The organism is Pedobacter humicola (assembly GCF_056490705.1).
The window spans coordinates 24,409-47,098 of record NZ_JBWJIG010000016.1; the positions used below are offsets into that span (position 1 = coordinate 24,409).

At 40.8% G+C, this 22,690-nt stretch carries 21 protein-coding genes and 1 riboswitch; of the genes, 14 read left to right on the top strand and 7 right to left on the bottom strand.

The genetic code is table 11. The annotated features are described in order from the left end of the window. Nucleotides 1-27: 27 nt before the first annotated feature. Complete coding sequence (locus AC04Q1_RS21215; protein WP_478366642.1) at nt 28-447, top strand: 6-pyruvoyl trahydropterin synthase family protein; 420 nt, start codon at nt 28-30, stop codon at nt 445-447. An 83-nt stretch (nt 448-530) separates the two neighbouring features. Next, entirely contained in the window at nt 531-725 is a 195-nt protein-coding gene (locus AC04Q1_RS21220) for a hypothetical protein (protein WP_478366542.1), read from the top strand. A 91-nt stretch (nt 726-816) separates the two neighbouring features. Here the strand turns inward: AC04Q1_RS21220 and AC04Q1_RS21225 are convergent, their stop codons facing one another. The 7 genes from AC04Q1_RS21225 to AC04Q1_RS21255 form a co-directional block, all read right to left on the bottom strand. Beyond that, complete coding sequence (locus AC04Q1_RS21225; protein WP_478366543.1) at nt 817-1,920, bottom strand: DUF5074 domain-containing protein; 1,104 nt, start codon at nt 1,918-1,920, stop codon at nt 817-819. Between the two features lie 14 nt (nt 1,921-1,934). Continuing rightward, the gene (locus tag AC04Q1_RS21230; protein WP_478366544.1) at nt 1,935-2,870 is read right to left on the bottom strand and encodes a PKD domain-containing protein; all 936 of its coding nucleotides are present in this window, start codon (nt 2,868-2,870) and stop codon (nt 1,935-1,937) included. Nucleotides 2,871-3,017: 147 nt separating this feature from the next. Then, nucleotides 3,018-4,148, bottom strand: a complete 1,131-nt coding sequence (locus AC04Q1_RS21235) for a PKD domain-containing protein (RefSeq protein ID WP_478366545.1) — start codon at nt 4,146-4,148, stop codon at nt 3,018-3,020. Between the two features lie 125 nt (nt 4,149-4,273). Further along, entirely contained in the window at nt 4,274-5,395 is a 1,122-nt protein-coding gene (locus AC04Q1_RS21240) for a YncE family protein (protein ID WP_478366546.1), read from the bottom strand. 15 nt (nt 5,396-5,410) lie between these two features. Further along, nucleotides 5,411-6,550 carry a YncE family protein gene (locus AC04Q1_RS21245; RefSeq protein WP_478366547.1) on the bottom strand — a complete coding sequence of 380 codons (1,140 nt, stop codon included), beginning with the start codon at nt 6,548-6,550 and terminating at the stop codon, nt 5,411-5,413. Next, nucleotides 6,547-8,607 carry a TonB-dependent receptor gene (locus tag AC04Q1_RS21250; protein WP_478366548.1) on the bottom strand — a complete coding sequence of 687 codons (2,061 nt, stop codon included), beginning with the start codon at nt 8,605-8,607 and terminating at the stop codon, nt 6,547-6,549. Before AC04Q1_RS21250 ends, AC04Q1_RS21245 begins: the two co-directional genes overlap by 4 nt. Nucleotides 8,608-8,702: 95 nt before the next feature. Beyond that, a riboswitch (cobalamin riboswitch) is annotated at nt 8,703-8,900 on the bottom strand. Between the two features lie 116 nt (nt 8,901-9,016). Next, the gene (locus AC04Q1_RS21255; RefSeq protein ID WP_478366549.1) at nt 9,017-11,404 is read right to left on the bottom strand and encodes a TonB-dependent receptor; all 2,388 of its coding nucleotides are present in this window, start codon (nt 11,402-11,404) and stop codon (nt 9,017-9,019) included. Between the two features lie 1,047 nt (nt 11,405-12,451). Here AC04Q1_RS21255 and AC04Q1_RS21260 point away from each other — a divergent pair. From AC04Q1_RS21260 to AC04Q1_RS21315, 12 genes are all read left to right on the top strand, one after another. Then, nucleotides 12,452-14,317: an amidohydrolase gene (locus AC04Q1_RS21260; protein WP_478366550.1), complete on the top strand. Its 1,866-nt coding sequence runs from the start codon at nt 12,452-12,454 to the stop codon at nt 14,315-14,317. Between the two features lie 1,204 nt (nt 14,318-15,521). Beyond that, on the top strand, nt 15,522-16,103 hold the full coding sequence (locus tag AC04Q1_RS21265; protein ID WP_478366551.1) for a hypothetical protein: 582 nt from the start codon (nt 15,522-15,524) through the stop codon (nt 16,101-16,103). Next, the gene (locus AC04Q1_RS21270) at nt 16,090-16,428 is read left to right on the top strand and encodes a DUF2185 domain-containing protein (protein WP_478366552.1); all 339 of its coding nucleotides are present in this window, start codon (nt 16,090-16,092) and stop codon (nt 16,426-16,428) included. Before AC04Q1_RS21265 ends, AC04Q1_RS21270 begins: the two co-directional genes overlap by 14 nt. A gap of 57 nt (nt 16,429-16,485) precedes the next feature. Beyond that, entirely contained in the window at nt 16,486-16,968 is a 483-nt protein-coding gene (locus AC04Q1_RS21275; protein WP_478366553.1) for a hypothetical protein, read from the top strand. Between the two features lie 159 nt (nt 16,969-17,127). Then, entirely contained in the window at nt 17,128-17,589 is a 462-nt protein-coding gene (locus AC04Q1_RS21280) for a hypothetical protein (protein ID WP_478366554.1), read from the top strand. A 121-nt stretch (nt 17,590-17,710) separates the two neighbouring features. After that, nucleotides 17,711-18,580 carry an SDR family oxidoreductase gene (locus tag AC04Q1_RS21285; protein WP_478366555.1) on the top strand — a complete coding sequence of 290 codons (870 nt, stop codon included), beginning with the start codon at nt 17,711-17,713 and terminating at the stop codon, nt 18,578-18,580. A gap of 18 nt (nt 18,581-18,598) precedes the next feature. Then, the gene (locus AC04Q1_RS21290; protein ID WP_478366556.1) at nt 18,599-19,519 is read left to right on the top strand and encodes a helix-turn-helix domain-containing protein; all 921 of its coding nucleotides are present in this window, start codon (nt 18,599-18,601) and stop codon (nt 19,517-19,519) included. Nucleotides 19,520-19,618: 99 nt separating this feature from the next. Further along, nucleotides 19,619-20,128, top strand: a complete 510-nt coding sequence (locus tag AC04Q1_RS21295) for a hypothetical protein (protein WP_478366557.1) — start codon at nt 19,619-19,621, stop codon at nt 20,126-20,128. Between the two features lie 47 nt (nt 20,129-20,175). Further along, nucleotides 20,176-20,619: a DUF4262 domain-containing protein gene (locus tag AC04Q1_RS21300; protein ID WP_478366558.1), complete on the top strand. Its 444-nt coding sequence runs from the start codon at nt 20,176-20,178 to the stop codon at nt 20,617-20,619. Nucleotides 20,620-20,635: 16 nt separating this feature from the next. Further along, a complete protein-coding gene (locus tag AC04Q1_RS21305) occupies nt 20,636-20,899 on the top strand; it encodes a hypothetical protein (RefSeq protein ID WP_478366559.1) in 264 nt (87 codons plus the stop codon). Nucleotides 20,900-21,318: 419 nt separating this feature from the next. Then, on the top strand, nt 21,319-21,777 hold the full coding sequence (locus tag AC04Q1_RS21310) for a hypothetical protein (protein ID WP_478366560.1): 459 nt from the start codon (nt 21,319-21,321) through the stop codon (nt 21,775-21,777). Beyond that, nucleotides 21,777-22,637 (top strand): DUF7003 family protein, encoded by an 861-nt coding sequence (locus AC04Q1_RS21315; protein WP_478366561.1) that lies wholly within the window; start codon nt 21,777-21,779, stop codon nt 22,635-22,637. The genes AC04Q1_RS21310 and AC04Q1_RS21315 overlap by 1 nt, the downstream gene beginning before the upstream one ends. Nucleotides 22,638-22,690 lie beyond the last annotated feature (53 nt).

Here is a 22,690-nt window from a genome sequence, read left to right on the forward strand (position 1 = left end):
AACAGAAAGGCGGATGATCGTTTAATGCTGATATACCGCACACGAAAAGAACGGTTTAATGCGGCACACCGCATGTACCGCGAAGAATGGACACGGGAAGAAAATTTCAAAGTATTTGGTAAGTGTGCCAATCCAAACTGGCATGGCCACAATTATACGCTCCTGGTTACAGTTAAAGGACGCATCAATTATGAGATGGGGTATCTGATGGATCTTAAAGACCTGAAAGTGATCATCAACGAATATGTAATTGAAAAACTTGACCATCAGAACTTAAACCTCGATGTGGCTTTTATGCAGGGCAAAATGGCGACCACAGAAATTCTTTGTGCCGGGATTTTTAATCAGTTAAAAGCCCCGGTAGAGGAAAATGATGGCGTGCTGCTTCATTCGGTTAAACTTTACGAAACCGAAAATAATGCAGCCGAGTATTTTGGGGAAATGTAGTTAATACGTCCTCACGAATATGTAGCTAGCTGGGCTTCAGCTTAAAAAAGCATTATAAATAGTATGCTCACCTTTTTATCCAGATGATAAACGATCAAATCAATATTACACCTACTTCGAACAGTATCGATAACGCTGGCAACATCGGTAAGGAAGAACAATCCGATCAAACATCCCTTGGAAACACAGTGTATTTGTCAGAAAAATTTTCACTATCCGATGATGACGATGATGACGATTACTCTGGCTTCTGTTGCCCTTGCTGCTTACCGCGTTAATCACATTTCTTATTCTAAATGGAAGGCCTCCAATTGAAATCACTCAATGGAGGCCTTTTGATACTAAATAAGATGTAATTTTAAAACCATCCTAATGAAATACGGCTAGATCATTAAAGAAAATCTTTGAAAAGTCAGCGGTAACGCCATCGCCACCGTATTTGATTTTTTTAACCAAAACACCAGTTGATGCATTATAAATCATCAGGTAGTTTACCGTAGAAGCCGCACCGTAACCCTGGATTCCGTTTACCACGATATAATCCTTATTCTTATCATAGCGGATGGCGCCGTAAACCATGAAAGGGCTTTCAGCAATGGTGATAAAGGGCTCCGACAATGATGCCGCATTACCATCTACATATTTATAAATGGCTTTGCCTGAATGATAAAAAACAGCATTTTCTTTTGTGGATGCGGTAATGCGGGTAGGCTCCTCGAAAAGAAAAATCCCAACCGGTACTTTTAGGGCAACACCCGTTGTATCCAGATTGTTATCGATGGCAATTAACCGATTACCGGTTGAGGTCCAAACTTTGCCATTTGGTGTTTGCGCAAAACCACGGTTTACGTTCGAAAAACTTTTCACCAGTGAATAATTGCTTGCTGATACAATTTTTGCACCATTGCTCTGCAGTAAATAAATATAACCGTCTTTTTTCCACATCTCACTTGTATTTAAAGCACCTACACTCGTCAGTTTATTTTGCACCGCTAAGGTATTCAGGTCAATCTGATATACACCGTCATTTGCACTTACCAGTCCCCTGCTTCCGTCCACCTGGATCATACTTCTCCAGTTGCTGGCTTCCTGTGCATACCGCGCCTCTTCTTTAAGGGTATATTCATTTACTTTTACAATCGGGCCATTTGCTTTACACATTAAATAAATGCTTCCGTTCATTACCGAAGCAAACTGAAGGGTGCTCGTCTTTGCAGCATTTGATAATATTTTTCCAGGATTTTCTTTTTCATAAGCCCTGATGGCCAGGGTATCTCCTCCATAACGGTAAAAGCTGATGGTACCTGAGTTCTGTGCGTAAGAACCTTCGCCAATCAGAAAGAATCCGTCAGCGTACTTGCCTGCCACAGGGTCTGTCTCCAGGTTCTTTACAGGGTCTTTTTTACAAGCGTATAAGCCAGTGGTTAAAACCAATGCCCCGATCAGTAGTTGTTTAAAGTTTAATTGTTTCATTCTAATATGATGTGTTATTTATTTTTTAAAAGTTTTAGATCAACCGCTCCGCCAAATTCTGTCGAAATCTCTCCTAAATAGCGGGAGCGTTCGTTGCTGTTATCCGGACTGAAGGGATTGCCGTTGCTATTTTGTCCGGTGTATACCTTTACGAAGTCAACAGCAGTGAGGTTTGCCTTTTTACCGTTTGCATCTACTGCCCAATCGATATCGAAGGTATTGTATCCCCTACCCAGCAATTCCTGTAAAGCAATGTATTCGTTGGATCCGTTGTCTGCATAACCAGATGCAAAGGGTTTGTTGGTGATGATCTCGCCAGGAGTAAGGGTATTTTTAAGCAGCGTTCCGGTAAAAGAAATTTCGTTTGTTGTGGCCCACGAAGGGAAATAATCCTGTAAGTGGAATTGATTTCTCAGTACAAGTCCTTCTTTGCCCTGATTATCTGTCCAGCGTACATCGTCTGTTAATTTTGCAGGCCTGTAATAGGTAATTTTATAATTTTTGATGCTTGTTGAGACATTATATTCGCTTCCTGCAAGTTCATACCAAACATCATCTGGCAAACCGTTTTTGTTTACATCCTGCATCACCGATACAATGCCCGGTTCTGAAAATTCCATATCCACACCTATCAGCGGATTGCCGTAAATGCCCAGGTCTACCCCTGTGGTATTGCTGATACTGTGATCGAATCCGAACACGATGTAACCACCGTATCCGCCAAGTGAAACCAAACCGTTGCCCCCATTTCCAATCAGCATATCTGTTTTAGCCAAATCGTTGGTAAACTGACCGGGTGCTTGTTTAAATTCATAGATTTTGCTGATATAGGGCGATGTACCAGCTGCTGGTTTGTCGCCCGGCCCTTCTTTTTCATCTGCATTTTCCTTTTTACAGGAAAAAAGCACAGCGGATAAAAGGCTTAAGGTGATGATCAATTTTGTTTTCATATTTTAAAAGTCGGAGGTCGAATGTTGGAAGACCGGGGTTAAGGCCTTTAAGTATCAACCCCATTGCTCTTCAATTATTTTGTTTAACATTAAGATTGCCGGATAGTAAAAGCGTGTTAATCCAGAATAATATTTTTGAGAAACCTATTACATGCCTAAATCTGCGGCACCTTTAACTTCGGTAGATATTTCGCCCAAAAGCGTATTTCCCTTTTCTCTTTGGCCGGTATATACCTTTACGAAATCGATGGTCTGTAAAGCGATTTTTTTTCCGTTTTGATCAACCGCCCAATCTAAATCGAAGCTGTTGTATCTCTTTGTGGCATAATCATCATCGATTGACCAGCTATCGGTATATCCCCAGGTAAATGCACTGTTAATAAAAATACCCCCGTTCTTCCCCCAGGTAGATGGAAGCAAAGTACCTTTTAGCGTTAATTTTTCCTGGTTAGGTGCAAATTCAGGGTAGTAATTGTGTTTGTGGAAATTGTTGATATCGTATGTTCCACTGCCACCCTGGTTATCTGTCCAGCTTACATTGTCATAACCTTTCGGATTGGTATAGGTAATTTCGTAGTTTTTGATCGTTAAGGGGTTGTTGTATTCGCTACCGGCAAGCTCGTACCAGGCATCGTCGGGTTTACCGTTTCCATTTGCATCCTGACTTACCATTACAATACCAGGCTCAGCCCAGGGTGATGTCCCCCCAATCGGGTTGCCATAAATGGCCAGATCGGCTCCCGCTTTATTCACTACCGAGTGGTCGAATCCGAAAACCACATATCCGCCAAAACCGCCCAGGGTAATCATGGAGGTTTGACTTACATCGCCAATAATTTTCTGTGCCCCGGCAAGGCTACCTAAACCCTCATTGATAAACTGGCCCGGTGCTGGCAGGTATTCGAAAACCGTAGCAATAAACTTTGTACTGCTTGGGGTAATGGCTACCACAGGAATGGGTACGGTTACGGTATATTTATGCGAAAACGATCCAACATTGTTGCTGGCGGTATACTCGATCACATAGGTACCTGCCGTTACCGGTGTAAAATCGAAGTTATAGGCCGTACTGATTACTTTACCATCGAGTTTCCATTGGTGGTTAAACCCTTTGCCATTATTTGTTCCCGCAGCAAAGACAATTTTGGTATTTACTTTCGAGGTCATGCTTTCCCCTTTGATGGAAAGGTTTACATCGGGAGCAGCTTCATTGTCTTTTTTACAGCTATAGATTAATGTGGCGATACCCAGCATTAAGATCAGGTAAGTTTTTTTCATGTGTGATGATTGTATATGGTGATTTGAATGTTTTTATAAAAGAGGATATTCTGAACATAAGTTGTTATCCTGTCCAAAAGACTCCTACGGAGAGCCCGTTGAAGGACCAGAATACAATCTAATTTTTATTTATAACTGTAATTGAACACGGCGTGCTGCGGAAGACCTGCAGTTTCAAAGCTGAATTTTACCTTTCCATCCGTTCCCACGCAATAGGCAAAACCCTGGCTACCGCTATAGTTGTTGGCATCGGCAACCATCACCTCTTTGCTGAAAGGGTTTACTGTTAATCCGTAAATGGTATTGATGAGCTGACCATCGGTAATAAGGCTTGCGCCAAGCGCTCCGGAAGTGGTATTGAGTACTTTGATATCAGGATTGCTATACACATCTTTGGCTACATAAGCAGAAGCACCATTGATGACAATGGCGCCAAGATCATCATTATAAGAAGCTATTTTGGTGTCGCTCACACTGCTGATCCTATCAAGGGAAGGATTATTGTTAATGATGTAATCATTCCAGGTAATCACGAATAAATCACCGTTATCAGCGGTTTGTATCCTTACCGGGTTATGGTTTACCGTAATATCCTTTATTTTGGTAAAGGTGGCCAAATCGACTACAGAAACCTTGTTTTTTCCCCCATTCTGATAGTATGGATGCGATGAATTACATACATATAACTTTCCGTTGGCTACGGCCAGTTGCTCCAATCCTTCCGAAAGCATAATTTCGCCATCAATGGCCATCGTTGCAGTATCAATACGGCTCACTTTCCCATCATAACGTGATACATAAGCTTTATCCTTATAGAAGGCTACAAACCTGGGAATGTAACCATCAGTTGCAGAATTGAAAGGAATCCTTTTTAAGGATTTACAGGTTTTGATATCGATAATATCTAAAAATGATTGTTTTGTGCCTTGAATACCGGCCACTACGCAGTACATTTTGCTGCCATATTGTTCCAGGTCGTTTGCAGTTTCTCCAAGCGATACTTTGTTCACCTGTTTATAATAATCGGCAACAGTAGTTTTGGTGGCGATATCATAGTACGAAATCGCACTATTGTTGCTGCCCATCAATCCTTCACAAAGCATGTACACGCCCTTTGTTCCAGAGATTTCCGGAATTTTCAATGTGAGTTCTTCTGTGCTGTCTTTTTTACAGGCGGCCATCAGCCCCAGTCCAAGCGTGAGCACAATAAGTGCTTTTCTATTAAATCGTAAATCTGTTTTCATCATATTATGGTTTTAGCCTTAGTATACAAATGCAAAGTGCGCCGGAATATCGCCGGTAACCATCGACCACTTCTTTTTTCCCGAAGGATCAAAACAGTAAAGCGTTCCGGGGGTAACATAATCCCTGGCATCGGTTACATACACATCCTTGGTATAAGGATCGACAACAATGCCGTATGGAATTTTAATTTGCGTATCGGTGCCATCGGTAATAAACTTTTTGCCTGTTAGGGTTTCGTCTTTTACATTGATGGTAGAATAGGTGATGGTATTCTTTTGCTGGATGTAACTCCATTCGGTGGCATAGATATAGGCCGTATCATCGTCGATCCAGATATTGCTTGCTGCGATATCAAATGTCTTTTTCACCTGATCGGTTTTGGTATCAATGACAAATAGTTTAGAAGGGATATTGTAATAATCACCACGCGAAGTCACATACAGGTCACCATAACGATCGGCCTTCAGTCTATCCAGGTTAATGGCAACATCAATCCTTTTGATTTCGGTAAAGGAATTCAGATCGATTACGGATACTGTTCGTTCATAATTTGGCGGGCTATACCCTCCTGAATTCGCGATATAAAGTTTCTCACCCACAATGGCCATTTCCTCTGGCTGTCGGCCCACATCCACTTTTCTGGTAATCTGTAGCGTGGTGGTATCAATTTCTGAAATATTGCCATTGGGTGCATTCGGATCGCCTACCTTACCCAGATAAGCGCTTACGTAAACCTTTCCCTTGTGAAAAGTTACATAACGGCAATTGCTAATGTCAATCTGTTTGATTTTTTTGGAGGTCCTGACATCCAGGATTTCCAGTTTATTGGAAATATTCACCACAACATAGAGTCTAGAACCATAAACCCCGATGTCGTTTCCTACATCGCCCAAACCCTTAACCACTTCGGGGTTGGCCTGACCATAAATGTTCCTTCGGTATATCCCCGTACGCAGGTCGACATAATCAAGCGAAGCCTTATTCATGTTCATATTGCCCTCATTAAGCAGATATAGTCCTTTTACAACACTGCCCGGATTTGGTGGAAAGGCCGTTTCGGTCTGCTCGGGGGTAACAGCAGGATCTTTCCTACAGGCGGCAAACATCAACAGCGTCATCAGCATGAGCAAGAGGTTGATCTTAAGGTGCTTTCTCATATCGTATAATTTAATTTGAAGCGATAAAATCTTGGTGGCAAGGGGAAATTCGCAATGATGTCACGGTTATGGTTTAATATATTATTGATCTCGGTGGTGATCTTAGCTGTTTTGCCAAAGAGCGGGAATGTATAACCGATACCCAGATCGTGGGTATACCAGGGGTCCATACGGTTGTAAACCGCGCTTTGAACAGTACTGATCTGATTGTAGCGTTCACCCACGTAGATGTAACTGTAGTTCAGCTCTAGTCTTTTCCAATCGGCGGCCATGATAAAAGAACCCGAATGCAGCGGGATATAGGGAATATTGTAGGGATAAATATCGCCCTCGGTAACATCCCGAGATTGCTGAAAAGTATAACTCAGGGAGGCATTCAGCGAAAGTTTGTCAGATATTGTCCAGGCCGATTGCACATTTGCTTCCAATCCCTGTACCCTCACCCTGCCGATGTTGTACATGGTCCAACGGTAAAGGTTCGAGCTGGGTACAGCAACGATCTTATCCTTAACCGTATTGTAATAGGCATCAACCTGAAAGGATAAGGAAGTCAGCAAAGTATGTTCGGGTTGCAAAGTGTAGGTAGCGCCGATATCATATTGATCGGTAAACTCTGGCCGGAGTAATGTGTTGCCGATAAAGGTGTAATAAAGATCGTTAAAGGTGGGTAGCCGGAAGATGTTTTTATAAAAGGCCCTGAACATCAGCCCTTCGCTCCAGCCTGGACTAAAGGTTGCGATAACCGTGGGGCTAAGTTCCTGTTTATTGCCTGCACTGCTGTATTCCCTTACCATGTCGGACACAAATGTGCCAAGCAGCGAAGCCTGTAAGCTAAAGCTTTTAAGTTTGAGTTCAGAAGCCAGCGCAGTGAGTAGGGTATGCCTGGTGGGAAAGGGGAAACGGTACAGGTTGGCATTTAGCTTATTCCATTGATAATCTGCCGAAAGTGCTACTTCCCATACCGGCAAAATGCGGAAACGGTTGGCCACAGAAAGGTATACTTCATCCTGATGGTAACGGTTATCCAAAAAGCCGTCATCCTTCACAAAATCGGGATCAAGGTAGCGTAGATAATCTTTGGCGTATTTGGCATTAAATAGCAACACATAGCGGTTCTGCTCAGGGGTTTGAAAATTTCCCTGTATAAAGAGATTGCGGTCCCATTGGCGTTGAGTAAAATCGTACCTGTTGGCCACAATCGCACCTGGAAGCCCTCTTTCGGAATAGTATCCGTAACCTTTAACAGCCCAGATTGAACTATCGGCCAGCATACCATTTAAACCTGCCTCCAGGCGATAGGCATCCAGATCGGCATTTGTCCGCACAAAAGTGCTATCATTATAGCCGTTGCCCCTGTCGTAAAACTTGTACCTGCCATTGGCATTTACCCATTCGCCGCTTATAGAGGCAGCTGATTTTGCTGTTATTTTTTGTTCGTAGGCAAAGGATGGATTGGCCAGGCCAAAGGAGCCCGTTTTAAATCCGGTTTTGAAATTAAAGCTTTTTCCGTTTTCAAAAACCGGTCTTCTGGTGCGCAAATAAATGGTGCTCGACGAAGAAAACGATTTGGCGGGTTGCAAAATGGTGCTTTTCTGGCCATTGTAAAGCGCTACCTCTTCCATATTATCCAAAGAGAACCGTCCCAGATCTACCTGTCCGTTCTGGGCATTGCCCATCTGCACGCCATCATAAAAAACGGTGGTATGGTTGCTGCCCATGCTCCGCACATTAATGGTTTTTAAACCTCCTATGCCACCATAATCTTTGAGTTGTACCCCACTGAAATACCGGAGGGCATCGGCCACCGAAAAGCTGTTGAGTCTTTGTAAGGCTTCTCCACCAATGATCTGGGCAGGGGTTGAAGAGGTATTTCTGGCTGAGGTTTTATTTGCCCGCACCTTTACTTCCTTGAGGGTGTGCACCTTCGACGAATCTCTCACCTGGGCAATGGCGATTTGCGTCAAAAATACCAGCGCAAGCAGTAATATTCCCCGTATAAGCATACTGGAACTGCAATGCCGGGCATTTCTCCCTTTGCGGGCAAATGCCAAATCCATACCTGTCCCTAATTGGGTTCCACAGTAGATTAAAATCAAAATCGTAAATTGAAATAATATATACCTCATTCCAGCCCTATTACCCGAAAGCTATTGGAATGATTATGCATGTGGCAGGTCTTCTGACTTATCTCCCGGAATTTCCCGCCTTCCCATTCCGACAAGTCGGGAACAGTGGCAAATGAATAGAAATCCGTTAAAGGAGCTTACAGCTGCGGGACAGTTCCGGACTTTCACCGGATTCCCTTTTAACCCCGTTCGTTACAACGGGAACCAAAAGCGCTGCGAAGTTAAGAAATTAATATGGTGTAGCCTACATTTTAATGAGAAGGGCAGATTGTTCAAAATCGCTTTTGCAAAATGCTTGAAAATTAGGCAAAAGTTATTTCTGGTTACTTTATAAAGCAGATTATTTCAGTCTCTTATTCGACTCTTCTAAATTATTGTCTTTGGCGATTTCTTTAGCCTTAACGGTTTGTTTACCAAACCTATAAGTCAAACCAAAAACGATAGCACGTCTATCATTGTAGGCCTCCGTATTATAGGGAATAAATAATGCGTTATAACCAGAATAATAATCCTTTAAAATGTCATTCGCTCTGATGTATACATTCAATTGAGGTTTTTTAAATTCTTTCGTAATAGCGGCACTCAAATTACTATAGCCCCGGTGATGATAAAATTTATCGCTGGAGAAGTTCGACCAATCAAACCCGATACCTATTTTCCAATTTTTGGGAAAGGACAAATCGTTACTCACATTCCCATAAACATTAACATTTGCCTTGCCTAACGGAAGGTTACTATAAGGCTTTACATCTATCGTACTCAGGCGTGTATTCACACTCAATTGCCAGAACTTTACGGGTTGTGCAGTATAATATGCCCCGAGGTAGTAGTAAATACCATTAAAGTTATCGTATTGCTGAATGAGCAAGCCATCATTATTTCTCAGCAAAATAGATGATATCAGGTCATTGAGCACTACCACGCCGCTACTAAATACAAGTTTACTTTGATATGTCCAGCTTAAATTTAAACTATGTGTTCGCGCAGGTTTGATCTGATCGTTTCCAACAAAATTGGCAACTGTATTATTCGTAAATCGGGAGAAAGGATTTAGTAAGCTGTAATCAGGGCGGGATATTTGCTTGCTATAGTTGATTGCAACTAAATTTTTCTCATTGATACGCTTTTGGATATATACTGAAGGAAAAGGAGAAATCCGATCATATATCTTTTCCCGGTCTGTTCCGTTAATCTGTGAAAATACCCTATTTTGTTCTACCCGCAATCCCAATTGGAAGTACCACGATTTTACCTGCGCCTCCCATGAAGTAAAAGCGCCGTAATTAAATTCGTTATATCTAAAATCTATTTTGCTGTTTAGTGCCTCTCCGGCCGTCCGTTCAATGTTGGTATAGGTATAACCTGAATTTTCATTAGACAGGGTGGTATTATAGTATTTCAAACCCGAAATCCACTCACCGGTCCATAATGTCCGAACATATTGCCCCGAAAAAGTCGTAAAGCCTGTTTTTCCGGGAAGCTGAACCCTGTAAAATGGCATTTTTTGAATTAAACTACCTGATAGATCATAGTAAGATAAGTTATTATCTACTGTGCTCATGGCATTATTTCTGGAGTAAGCCATTGTAAACTTCACACTTTGCTTTGTGCTGTCCCACTTACTCTCGTAGATCGCCTGTGATGCAAATGTTCGCGACCTGCCATTGACCGAATTGAAACTTTGCCATACTGAATCTTGCGAAAGCTGTCTTTCTGGCGTAATAGCCCCGTTATTTCCATCCACTTCATTGTGGTTGGTATTGGGTGTATACTCCGCATATAGGGTGAGCAGGTTGTTTTTATTGAAATCAAGACCTAAATTACCATAAACTCTTTGCGACTGATTATTATTGATATTGGTTTGCGTAACCTGCCAGGGTAAGTTTTTCAAATTAACTGAGGTATTAATATTGGTAAGTCCCTTGATTTTCGACTGTCCATAGGTATAACCGGCCTGTGTTATAAATCTGCCTTTTTTTGCATCTAAGGTAAGTCCGCCATTGTACCTTGGAAAAATGCCATAACCATTGCTTAGATTTAAGGCGCCTTTTAATCCCTCGTATTTCAAATTTGTTGTTGTAATTAAAATCACAGCACCAATACCCGAATCGTATCTGGCTCCGGGGTGTGAAGATATTTCAACTTTTTCAATATTAGCGGCAGGAATATTTTCCAGATATTTCATCAACTCTTCTCCCGACAAAAATATTTGACGGCCATCAATGAATACAGTGGCAGCCTTGTTCTCTACCTTTAATGTACCATCCATGCCCGTTTCTACCAGAGGCCCGTATTTTAATGCATCCCAGCCATTAGCTGTTTTTGCCAATGCACTTTCTTGTATATTCAAAATGAAATTCCCTTTTTTCATCTCGATAAACTTTTTTTTTGCAGCTACCGTAACCCCTTTTAATGAAATGGTTTCCTCTTTTAAAAACAATAAAATATTTTGACCTGTTTGTATCTGTATAGTGGTATCAAGCGGCAAATAACCTACATAAGAAGACTGTAGCCGGTATTTTCCAGAAGTTAAATTGGCTATACTTACCTTTCCGTTTTGATCGCTCAGCACTTTTTTCCTGAAAAGCGTATCCTGAGAAAGTATGAAACTCACAGCTGGTAGTGCCAGTTTATCTTTGCTGTCCTTGATCACAAAATGAGTATCTTGAGCCTTTATATAGTTAAAAAGGACAATAAATAGGAGCGAGAGTAATAATTTCTTTTTCAAATAGATAATTGTGAATGTCTTCTGATAAGAAGCCCAATAGTTTAATAATTTTGTTCGCTATTCCGACAATATAATCTGCCTGTTTATCCTTAACCTTTACCCTAAACGAAGAATGTTGTTAACTCAATGTGCTATTCAAAATAAGGATAAACGCTGTTATCTTTTTCCAGCTGTAAACAGGTGTGCTTAAGCTAAAGAATCCGTTATCGTCCGAAAGCTACGGTAAGGTGCTCACAAAAAATCTGGTTAATGATAACTGGCTTTCTTGTGGCCAATCCCCCAACCCGTATTGGTTCTCCAGGTACAGGAAACGACGGAAAAAATACCGCAATAAAAATAAATTGCCCTTCTTTTGTAGTATAAACTTTCTGCACAATCTTCTATTGGCTAAAACTTATCCTAATATCAATTTTCGTCTCACCAACCGGAGTTGTTTTGCGGCTATCTTATTGTTTAACGTGAAAATACCTTCTGGCATCAGGCATATCAAAATCATAATTAACAATACAAATAAATAAAATTAAAATTACTTTACCAGACTTTTTTCACACAGTATACTTATAATTCTTAGACGATCAAATATGTAATTAATTCTACGCCAATAACTATCAACCTAGTTTTATTGACATTAAAATGACAAATAAAAGTCACCTTAAGATGGATGCCCATGCTGTTGTTTTTTATTATTTATTTTATGCCCTGAAGCATGGAAACTTATTTTTTTGTCAATTACTGATTTCCTGCAATCGCTGGTAGTCCTTTTCGTCATACCCTCCCTTCATATCTCTGCATTAATGATACCACACAATGAATAAAAAGATCAATTATAAAACCTACGGCAATGAACATTTTTGAATATAAATGACATGCCGATTAAACTACACACAGGCGAATTGAAAGCAGATTAGTATCGCTAACACACTGTAACATAATTGATAACTATAAATACCAGCCAAACACCTGCCAGTTGGCGGGCACGGAGCTTTAAGAAAATATTGTATTTTGGGACATACAAAACAAGCTAAGTATTCACTCTTAATCAATCTTATGAAAAACCATCATGTTCACGATCACGGCTGCGCACAATGCTCATGCAACAACCCTGTTTTAGAAATTCTTAAAGAAGAATTGTTCAGTCCAGAAAATCTGGCCAAAATGAAATCCGGATTAAAGAAAAGCAAACCTGTACCCCCACAAAACCTGATGATCAGCGGCGGCACCATCCGGCCCATGATCAACGGCTTAACCGATACGGTTGAAGCCATTGGCTTTGCTGGTGGAACTGTGGTAAGCATCGGTGATAAAAAAACGGTTAAAGCATTTATGGACGCCACTTACAAGGAAGGATATCAATCCAAAGTACTATCCCTCAGGGAAACCTTGCTCCCGGGTCTCATCGAACCACATGTGCACATTGTTCCAACTGCAATGATGACCGAATGGATAGATGTAAGCCCTTTCGACGGGCAGAATTTAAAGTCGCCATACAATTTGAAATCTGTTGGAAGAGCCATTAACGGCAACCTTCCTAATGACCCCAAATTTGTGATTCTGGGGAGAGGCTTAGATCCCTCGCTGATGCCTTTTATAAAGGTGAATGGTGAAAAAGAACTGCAAACCATTGATAATACGATACTCGACAATATTAATAATGTCCGGCCGATGATGCTGTTAAGTGCCTCCATGCACACGCTCTATTTAAATACCAAGGGTTTACAGTATGTGTTCGAAAATAATACGGACGTGCAAAAGCAGTATGTAACTCTTGAACATTATATCAAGAAAACCAAAGGCACACTGGAGCAAAGTCCGGAAATGATACCGGCAATGAAAGTGGTCGCCCCACAGATCATGGCAATGGCCGTTGGTATTGAAAAGTATCTAACCGAGCTTTTTCAAACGGCCAATTCGAGGGGAGCCACCTTTATGTACGATGCGGGCCTGAACAGTGGTTTTGAAATACTGTTGAAAAGTTATGTAGATACCCACCCACACCTGGTGCGTATCGGCGGCGCCTACCTTTGTGCTGATGCGGCAGATGTTGCTGCCCGGGGAAACTATGTGCAGCCAACCGATTACAAACCTGTATATTATGGACATATTAAAGTGGTTTCGGATGGTTCGAACCAGGGTTTAACCGGTTACCAGAGTGCTCCCTATCGCTGTGATCCACCTGATAATACCGGGATTTTCAATTATCCGCAAACCGGCATACCGGCAAACACGATGCCACCAAATTACAATACCTTAATCCGCAGCGTGGTAAACCAGGGCTGGCCACTGATGATCCATGCCAATGGCGATCAGGCCGTAACCTTTGCCATCGCAGCTTATCAAAGTGCGCTGGCACAATACCGGGGTCCTGAACTGCGCAACCGGATAGAACATTGCTCGCTGCTCACTAAAGCACAGATCACCGAGATGCTGCAAATGGGTGTTTCGCCAAGTTTCCTGATCGGCCACGTGGGCTACTGGGGCCATGCCTTTAGCAAAGTAATCTTCGGCAAAAAAGTAAAAATGCTCGACCTCTGCGGTTCTGCCCTTGCGGCCGGTATGCGGATTACCCTGCATAGCGATAATGAGGTAAGTCCGCTGGGCCCCTTGCGGATGATGGAACAATCCATTACCCGGATCATGGAAGAACACCCCAAAAACATTGAAGTATTAAATGCCGAAGAATGCCTTACCCCTGAGCAGGCCCTTGTTGCCGTTACTTATGATGCGGCCTGGCAATGTTATGCCGACAATTGGGTGGGATCGCTAACCAAAGGTTATTATGCCGATTTTGTGATCTTAGCCGAGGATCCGCTTTCCTTAAAAACGCAATCCGAACAGTTTATGAAAATGCGCGATATCCCGGTAGTGGAAACCTGGCTGGGCGGCGTACCGGTGTATGTTGCGGATGAGCAATAAAGAATACTTTTTTAAATAACTTATCAATATCCCCCGCATAAGGCTGGGGATATTTTTGTTTAAGGGGGCGAATATCCGATTGTAATAATGAAGAACATGGCAAACGAGAACGTTCACCAAAGTTTTGACCAAAAAGAACAAAAGCGGCTTTAGTTCGTAAACCTTTTTTCAACATAGTAGAATACCCATGTCAGAAAATGAAATAAAGCACTGAGCCTACTAATAAGCCTAGTATATAGGAAAGAATTATGGTCACGAGGCTTGTTCCCTCAAAAAAGCGATTATAATCTGAATGAACCAATAACAATAGTTCCACAGGATAATTGAGCGGTACGCTAATCAATATAACCGTTAACCTCACCTTTAAAGGGTATTTGTAGTGTTGAAACATTGTATTTAATGGTTTAAATATGATTGAGCAGCTTAAGCTTAACTCGAAATGCTAGCGAGCTAATTAATAATGAAATTGAGTATGGAAAGACCATTGACAGGCTATAGAGCATTGTGCCCACGAGCGCCCCTCGATACATTAATAAAAATAATAGAAAGCAAATAACTTGAGCGAAAATCACCATTAATAACTTTAGTTTAAATGGGCTATAATTCATTTTATCAGTCAGCCAATACACTAACCAAAGTAAAATAAAAGCAGGGAACAGTAGCAAAAAACTACCCGCAAGTAAAAAGAACTGCAAAACAACAATGTTGCCTACATAAACGCTATAACTAGTGGCATCGAAGTATTCAAATAGAAAGGTATAGATCTGAATGATCAAAAATCCTAAAACAGCACTTACGAGCCAGACTTTGAGAGGGTATTTATAATATTGGAGCATTGGCCTAAAAGTAACGATCGGAATGCTATTTTCAAAATTCTAGAATCTACCAGGGCAACCCCAGAACACCTTTCTCATTTGTAAATCTCAACATAGCGTCACGTTAATTTTAAAACTGCTCAAATATAAATTATTGAAGTTTTTATTGCAATTAAGTCCTCTCCACAACAACGCTTTTTGCAACTATTCCAGATATTACATACCTTCATTGCTTAACGCACTCCATACCATGATTTTTAGATTCGCCGAACCAAAAGACACTGCATGTTTCGTTTGTCATCATGTTTTAACTAAACAAAAACCAATCTTTTCGCTACAAACTTCCCCACACAGCATCACAATCCGTGCAATGATATAAGCAGCGAGTAATGACAGAAATTGAAATAAGAGAAAAAATAGTTGATCTATTTAACAAAAAAAGAGAAAGTCCCAATACGAACTTTAATGAATCTCACTTTCTCGACTTCCTAAAGAGTCCTTCTTATAATAAACACACTATAAAGAATTCTTTTAAAGGAGCGAGACAATATTATAGGTTTATGGATGCGGTAGAACTCGAATTTGGCATCTGCTTTAGGCTATCTGACCTAGATCAGTATTATAGTGTGGATAGCCTAACAAAGAAAGTATTGCAACGCATAAAAAAAGGCCGTGGAAACCTCATGATATTAAAACAGCGAAATGAAGACAAAGAGAAATACTGGATCGAAATCGTATTGATTACCATTTTAGTGCTGACTTATTTTTGGCTTAAAATTCACTGGTTCCCAATTTTACTTACAACGCTATTCGGGATAGCCATATGGTGGATGTTAAGTAATAAAGCACACAATAAACAGCATAACAAGCAATTGACTTTGAAAATTTTGAAAGAAAAATTACAGTATAATATTTTTGACACCATTTTGAATAAGAATGAATTTTACTTTTTAACCCATGCAAAGCCATAAGAATTTTAAACTATCTGCCAGTCAGATCAAAGATCTTATCCCACATATGGGCGGATGTATGGCCACGGACAAAATTACCGTAGATGGACTTCCTGTTAAATTTATGTACAGACAAGAATCTGATTATGAACACGATACAGGATGGATTTTTCTATCTGGCGCAGAAACGCAAGCGTACCTTGATGACCACACAAACACAATGATTTACGAAGTAAATACTATCGCCAACTATGATCCTGCCATTATTCCATATCTTAACCTACCAGTTGGAACGGATTTAGAACGAGTAGACGGTACAGACCGTTTTATAGATTATTTAGATTAGATAATTATACCTAAAGCTTATTCTTTCCCTCGAATAAAGAATTAACAAAAGACCAGCATGCTTAAACTATACAAATCAATAAATCAACAGTTTCATTATTGGGAGACCTCGAATGATGACGATAAAACGGCAACCATACACTGGGGCATTGTTGGGGAACATGGAAGTCAAAAGAAAATTACAGGGGGGCTTTTCTCCAGTTTCCAAAAGAAAGTGCAAAAGGAAATCGTAGCTAAACTGAACGAAGGTTATGCCGAATTTGATGAGGATAAAAAGACTTTCCTGGAGGTTGAATATATCATCGACGGCTTTGGTACAGATGAAGATCTTGATAAACGCCATAGGCTTGAAGATCACTTAGAGGAACTTTTAGGCTCGACAGGGCTTGGGCATGTTGATGGTGGAAGCATTGGTAGTGGAACCATGGAGGCAGGCTGTAGGGTTGTAGATTTCGACATCGCCAAAAAAGTAATCGCAAAGAATTTGAAAAACACGGAATTCAGTGACTATTCACGTATATTTAAAATGGGTGAGGTTTAGTTCTTGTGCCCTTTACTTCGAAAGTCAGCTCCTCCTAATGACGCGGCCTATGAACCGAAGCATAAGAGTAAAAATAATTTCCATGATTGGATTGGCATTTGGCCTAAGCAGTTGTTTTTCCTCTCCAGTAGATTGTGATCCATCAGAACAAAAAATGCATTGATATCGAAAGATGCTCAATTCAAGAAACAGGTCATTAAAAACATGCATGCTTATGTACAACTAAAAGATTTTATATTAAAAAATCTACCCGCTATTTTAGCCCATAACGACAAAAGAAGTTTAACAGTTGAGCGCTATACCTATGCTTTTTTTGATTATGGAAAAGGAGATGAAATTAAAGATCAGATTCCCGAGGCGCTTTATCCTGAACTAAAGAAAATTTACCAAAACTTCAATAAGGACAACTTCTATTCAGTTCATTTCGTAAGAGACAGTTCGATTATCATATGTATCACCAACCCTTCTGTGTATAACCAAAGGGGAATAGGAATAAACCATAGTATTAGATGGGAGAAGCCAAAGTATAACACCAGCAATGCGATTGACTCAATATCAAAAGATACAACAATTAATGGAGCAGTTTACACGGTGTTTATAGATTGCTATCGGGGTATTTGAAAATCCCTAACCCCTCCCCGCAAAACACCCCCACTCAAGATAGAATTTGTTTAAACGAAGCAAGATTTTGTTCATTGCGGTAATAATCGTTTCCGGAGATTTGTCAAGTATAAAAAACAACATGATGATCTTAATTACAGGAGCCACGGGCAAGCTAGGGACTAAAGTTATCGAAACCCTATTAAAAAATAAGATACCTGCGCAACAGATAGCCGCATTGGTAAGAGACAGGCAGAAAGCAGAAAACCTGAAAGAAATGGGTATCCAGCTTCGTTTGGGAGACTACGACGATAAATCAGCGCTGGAGGCGGCCATGGAAGGCGTGGATAAGGTGTTGCTCGTTTCGGCACTAGACCATGGCAAGATTGTACAGCAACACCAAAACGTAATTGATGCCGCAAAAAAAGCGGGTGTGCGCTGTATCGCCTATACCAGTCATTGCCTTAAAGACCGGAATACTTTGGCCAATCCCCTTATGGAAACCCATTTCGAGACAGAAGATTACCTGATGGCCAGCGGCATGAAATACCTGATCTTCAGAAATATTCTTTATATGGATTCGATGGCCATTTTCATGCTTGGTAAAAACTATTTAGAAAGCGGAATCCAGCTTCCGGCAGGAGACGGTGCGGTATCTTATGCCCTCAGAAGCGATGAGGCTGAGGCGATTGGAAACGTACTATCCGGAGATGCAGAAGACAACCGTATCTACAATTTTACCGGAAGTAAGCTGTATTCCTTTTATGATATTGCGCTCGCCCTAACGGAGCTGACAGGTAAAAAAATCGAGTATAGCCCCATCAGTATTGACCATTTTAAAGATACAAAAATCGCAGAGGGCATTCCGGAACAGCAAGTAGAGATGATCGCAAGCTTTATGACCGATATCAAAAACGGACAGGGCAGCACATTGAGCAAGGATATGGAAGAGGCCTTGGGCCGGACGCCGATCGACCTAAAATCGGGATTAAAGCTGTTGCTCAACCTGTAAAACCTACTATATTTGTTTATGCCACAACCCGCGCCACTTCATATCAGGAGCATTTCGGAATACCACCGGATCATGGGCCTACCCAAGCCAATACACCCTTTGGTAAGCCTGATCCGCTTTGAAGACATGCCTTATGATATAAAGCAGGCACCACGGGCCATTGTACATAACTTTTACAGTGTCGCTTTAAAAAAGAGTTTCCATGCCCGGCTAAAATACGGCCAGCAGGAAGTGGATTTTGACGAGGGTATCTTGCTATTTATGGCTCCCTTGCAGGTGCTGTCTATCGAAGGGCCTTTCGAAGCGGCAACCAGTCATCGGGGATGGTTGTTACTCGTGCATCCGGATCTGTTATGGAACAGCCCCTTAGCCACCAAAATACGCCAATATGAATATTTTGATTACAAGGCCAATGAGGCGTTGCACCTTTCTGATGCCGAGGAACAAATGCTCATCACGATTATGAAGAATATTGAGCAGGAATATGGTGCAAGGATCGATAGCTTTAGCCAGGATGTGATTATCGCACATTTAGAATTATTGTTAACCTATTCCGAACGGTTCTACCAGCGCCAGTTCCTCACCAGAAAGGTGAGCAACCACCAGATTATCGATAAACTTGAGCAGCTATTGAATGATTATTTTAAAGGTGAAGGTTTGCGGTCAAAAGGGATACCCCCGGTAAGCTTTATTGCTGATGAGCTGAACCTTTCACCGAATTACCTCAGCCGACTGCTAAAAACATTAACCGGCCTCAGCACCAAAGATTTTATTCTGGGCAAGGTAATTGATCTGGCCAAGGAAAAATTATCCACTACCGATCTAACCATGAACGAGATCGCCTATGCACTGGGCTTTGAGCATCCGCAGGCCTTTGGTAAGCTGTTTAAGAACAAAACGAATATGTCGCCGCTGAAATTCCGCCAGTCATTTAATTAAATGCTTAAGTTAAATTAACGGGCGAAACGAACTTTAAAATTTTTAACATTGGTTGATCAATCCGAACATATACAGATGGATCAACACAAAAAGCCACTAATGAAAACAGCATTAACCGCCCTGCTTATTCTTTTTTTGGGGATACAAAGCCAGGCCCATATGAAAAATAAGGAACAGCTTTTTCAGATTCATAAGGCTGTACTGAAATCAATAAATTCAGATGGGGTTTCTTATGGTGTTTATAAGCGAACCCAAAAAAACTTCATCGGAGACCTTGATTTCCACAATCCCGACGGCCTGGACACCTCGGCGTCGAACATCTGGAAGAAACCGCAATGGAAGGCTTTTCTCAACCGGATTGATACCGCTACCCTTGCTAATTATCCATTGTCTACCAATGATAAAAGTTGGTTCAAATCTATAAGGAAGTCGAAACGTGCCGTAGTATTTGCTCCGGTAATGGTTAGCGATGACGGTACAATGGCTTTATCGATTATGATGTTCCACAATCAGCTCGGGCAACCTGCTAGCAGTAGGGTATATTTTCTGGAAAAGGAGGAAGGTAAATGGGTTATAAAACAGGATAGGATGTTAGTGCTTATTGATTAACCGATAAGCGCCAGGAATGCCAAAGATTAAGGAAAACAAAGGACACAATGAACGACGAGAAAATAAGATTGTATTTTGAAAATGTCGATAATAACATCGAAAAAAATGGGTTTCATGTAACATACGTCACGGAGTCTATAGACTTTACGCCATTTGGCTATTCAACTGGTTTGTATAAAAATTTTGGTATACCCGAAGCTTTTGTTTCCGGATTGCCTAACGGGCTTACCAATACTTTGATCACGAATTATGCCCATACATTTAAGAATCAAAGAGTACCCTTAAATAAGAAATTAAATAATTTGACCGACCGTTTCCCGGTCTATATCATTGCGGTGAAAAATGATGCTTTGAATGAAAAAATATTGAGTTCCTTCAGGTTGTACGAAGACAATGACTTCGAATCTATTCAAATCATTTTTCCTGATCTAGCAGGAAAATTCCCTGAAGAGATTGGCTATGATTATGACCAGGAGATATTCGGTCATTAACCACAACCTCATAACCATGCATTACTACAAACGACATTTTGAAGAAATCCGGATTGAAAAATCTGAACTCTGGGGAACCTGCGACTTTTATTTTGAAACCGATCAAAACGGAGAAGTGCTTCGGCAGATGGAGATTTACGAAAACGGTAAGCAACTAAAATACAGTGAAGAAATGATCGAAGATGAGTTTGGTTTTCTTACAGACCAGCCAATCGACCTTTTAGAATTTGAAGCATTCGCTATCGATAAAAATGACTTTGAAGATGAGTGGAAAAGGTGAATGATTATGTTGAATCGTCATTTCGACCACAGAGGAGAAATCTTTGAACTATGCTAAAATATTTCTTTCTCGATTTAACATCCCGACTGCACTTTAGTCTTAGTCCTAACGACAATCCATCTATACCCAACCCCAATCTAACGCAAGTCTTAGCTCGACAGCCCCAAGAAAGGACCAGATTTGTGCTTTCCTTAAATCAATACCTTAATTCCTTTTAGAAACCCTCCTTCCCTGCAACATCGCTTTTTGTAACTATTCCAGATATTGCATACCTTTCAGATTTTAAACAACGATCAATTTTTTACCTCTCGCATCAAACACAAATGAAGAACATGGTCTTCTTTTCAGCAATCTTAATCAGTTTTACTTGCTGTGCACAAAAAATAAAAGTGCAAAATTTTAAACTGGTCAGCTATGATATGATATCTTCCAAGAATCTGGAAATAAGTTCATACTCAACAATTGACCCGGATGGAAGATTAAATATTTTTATAAATGGCAATCATGGCCCCGCTTATTACACCGCCCAGTTATCTGATCATGAAATAGAAGCCCTAAATAAACTGACCGAAAAGAATCTTCAAAGTTTTGTTAAAACCAAAAAGCTCGGCGCAGGCATGCATTATGCCGGAGGTCGTGATTATATTTCTTTTAACCAAGGTAAAAAGCAAAGTCAAATGTGCTTTATCGAGCCTTTTATGAGTTATGAGTATAACGAGCTGATCAATTCGCTTAGCGACAAAATCTACAACCAGGATGATTCAACAAAAACCAAAAAGTTCGCAATTGACTTCAACAAAATTAAAGCAGAGATTTTGAAGCAAAACAAAATTGATAATTACCTACCGAAGAAAGAATTACCACCGCCTGCAATGTAATGACCGAAGAAAAAATCCTAAATACCCTCGACAATTCCAATGATGGATACTATTGTTCATTTGTTGAACTTGGTCATGTATATTCCTACCTGATTGATACCCGGCTGAATGTTTTTGTTAACGACCATAACCAGTGGGCCATTGCTGTTGAACGGCTTGGATACAATCCGAGGGCAGGGACAATTTTACTCGAAATCCATTATTATGGCAATTGCCTGGTCAACCTGGAACATTATAACAATCGGCCAATAAATTACTACAGTGTATATCCGATCAACGAAAAAAACTTTAACGAAACGGTTGAAGATGAAGGTTTAAAACCAGATGCGAAATTTTGGCTGGTGAAGGAAAAACAGGTTGCTTTAAGCCATCATGCGCCAGATTATAAAAACGCGGGGATTGAATTAAAAGCCTATACACCCAATGAAATCAGTGCCGAAGAAGCTGGCCGGCTGGCTATTTTGGAAAACCGCGAATTATTCCGTGCAACAGATAAAGAACTCTACAAGTCGATCCCCACTGATTTGAAGAAAATATTAGTACTCGACGAGTGGTTTCATAAAGACTTTCCACTGGAAATCAGGCCAGCCATGAGCGATGAGCAGTTACGTGAAACTTATCAACTGAATAAAAACGGCCTCAATGGAATGAGCTTTGAGCATTTTTCGCAAATGATAAAACAACAAGAGGTACTAAACGACCAGTCGGGCAGAGAAATCTGGGCGCATAACCGGCCAAGCGCATATGAAACCTGGCCGCTCATTGCAAAAGTAATTGTTACAAAAGATCCAAAACAATATCAACCCACGCTAAAGCCAAACACACATTGGGCGAACTGGCCAGATTCGGGGAGTTTGTAATGACTATGGGAAATAAGAATTCGAGATCATATATGAATGTTAGCGTTCAGGAT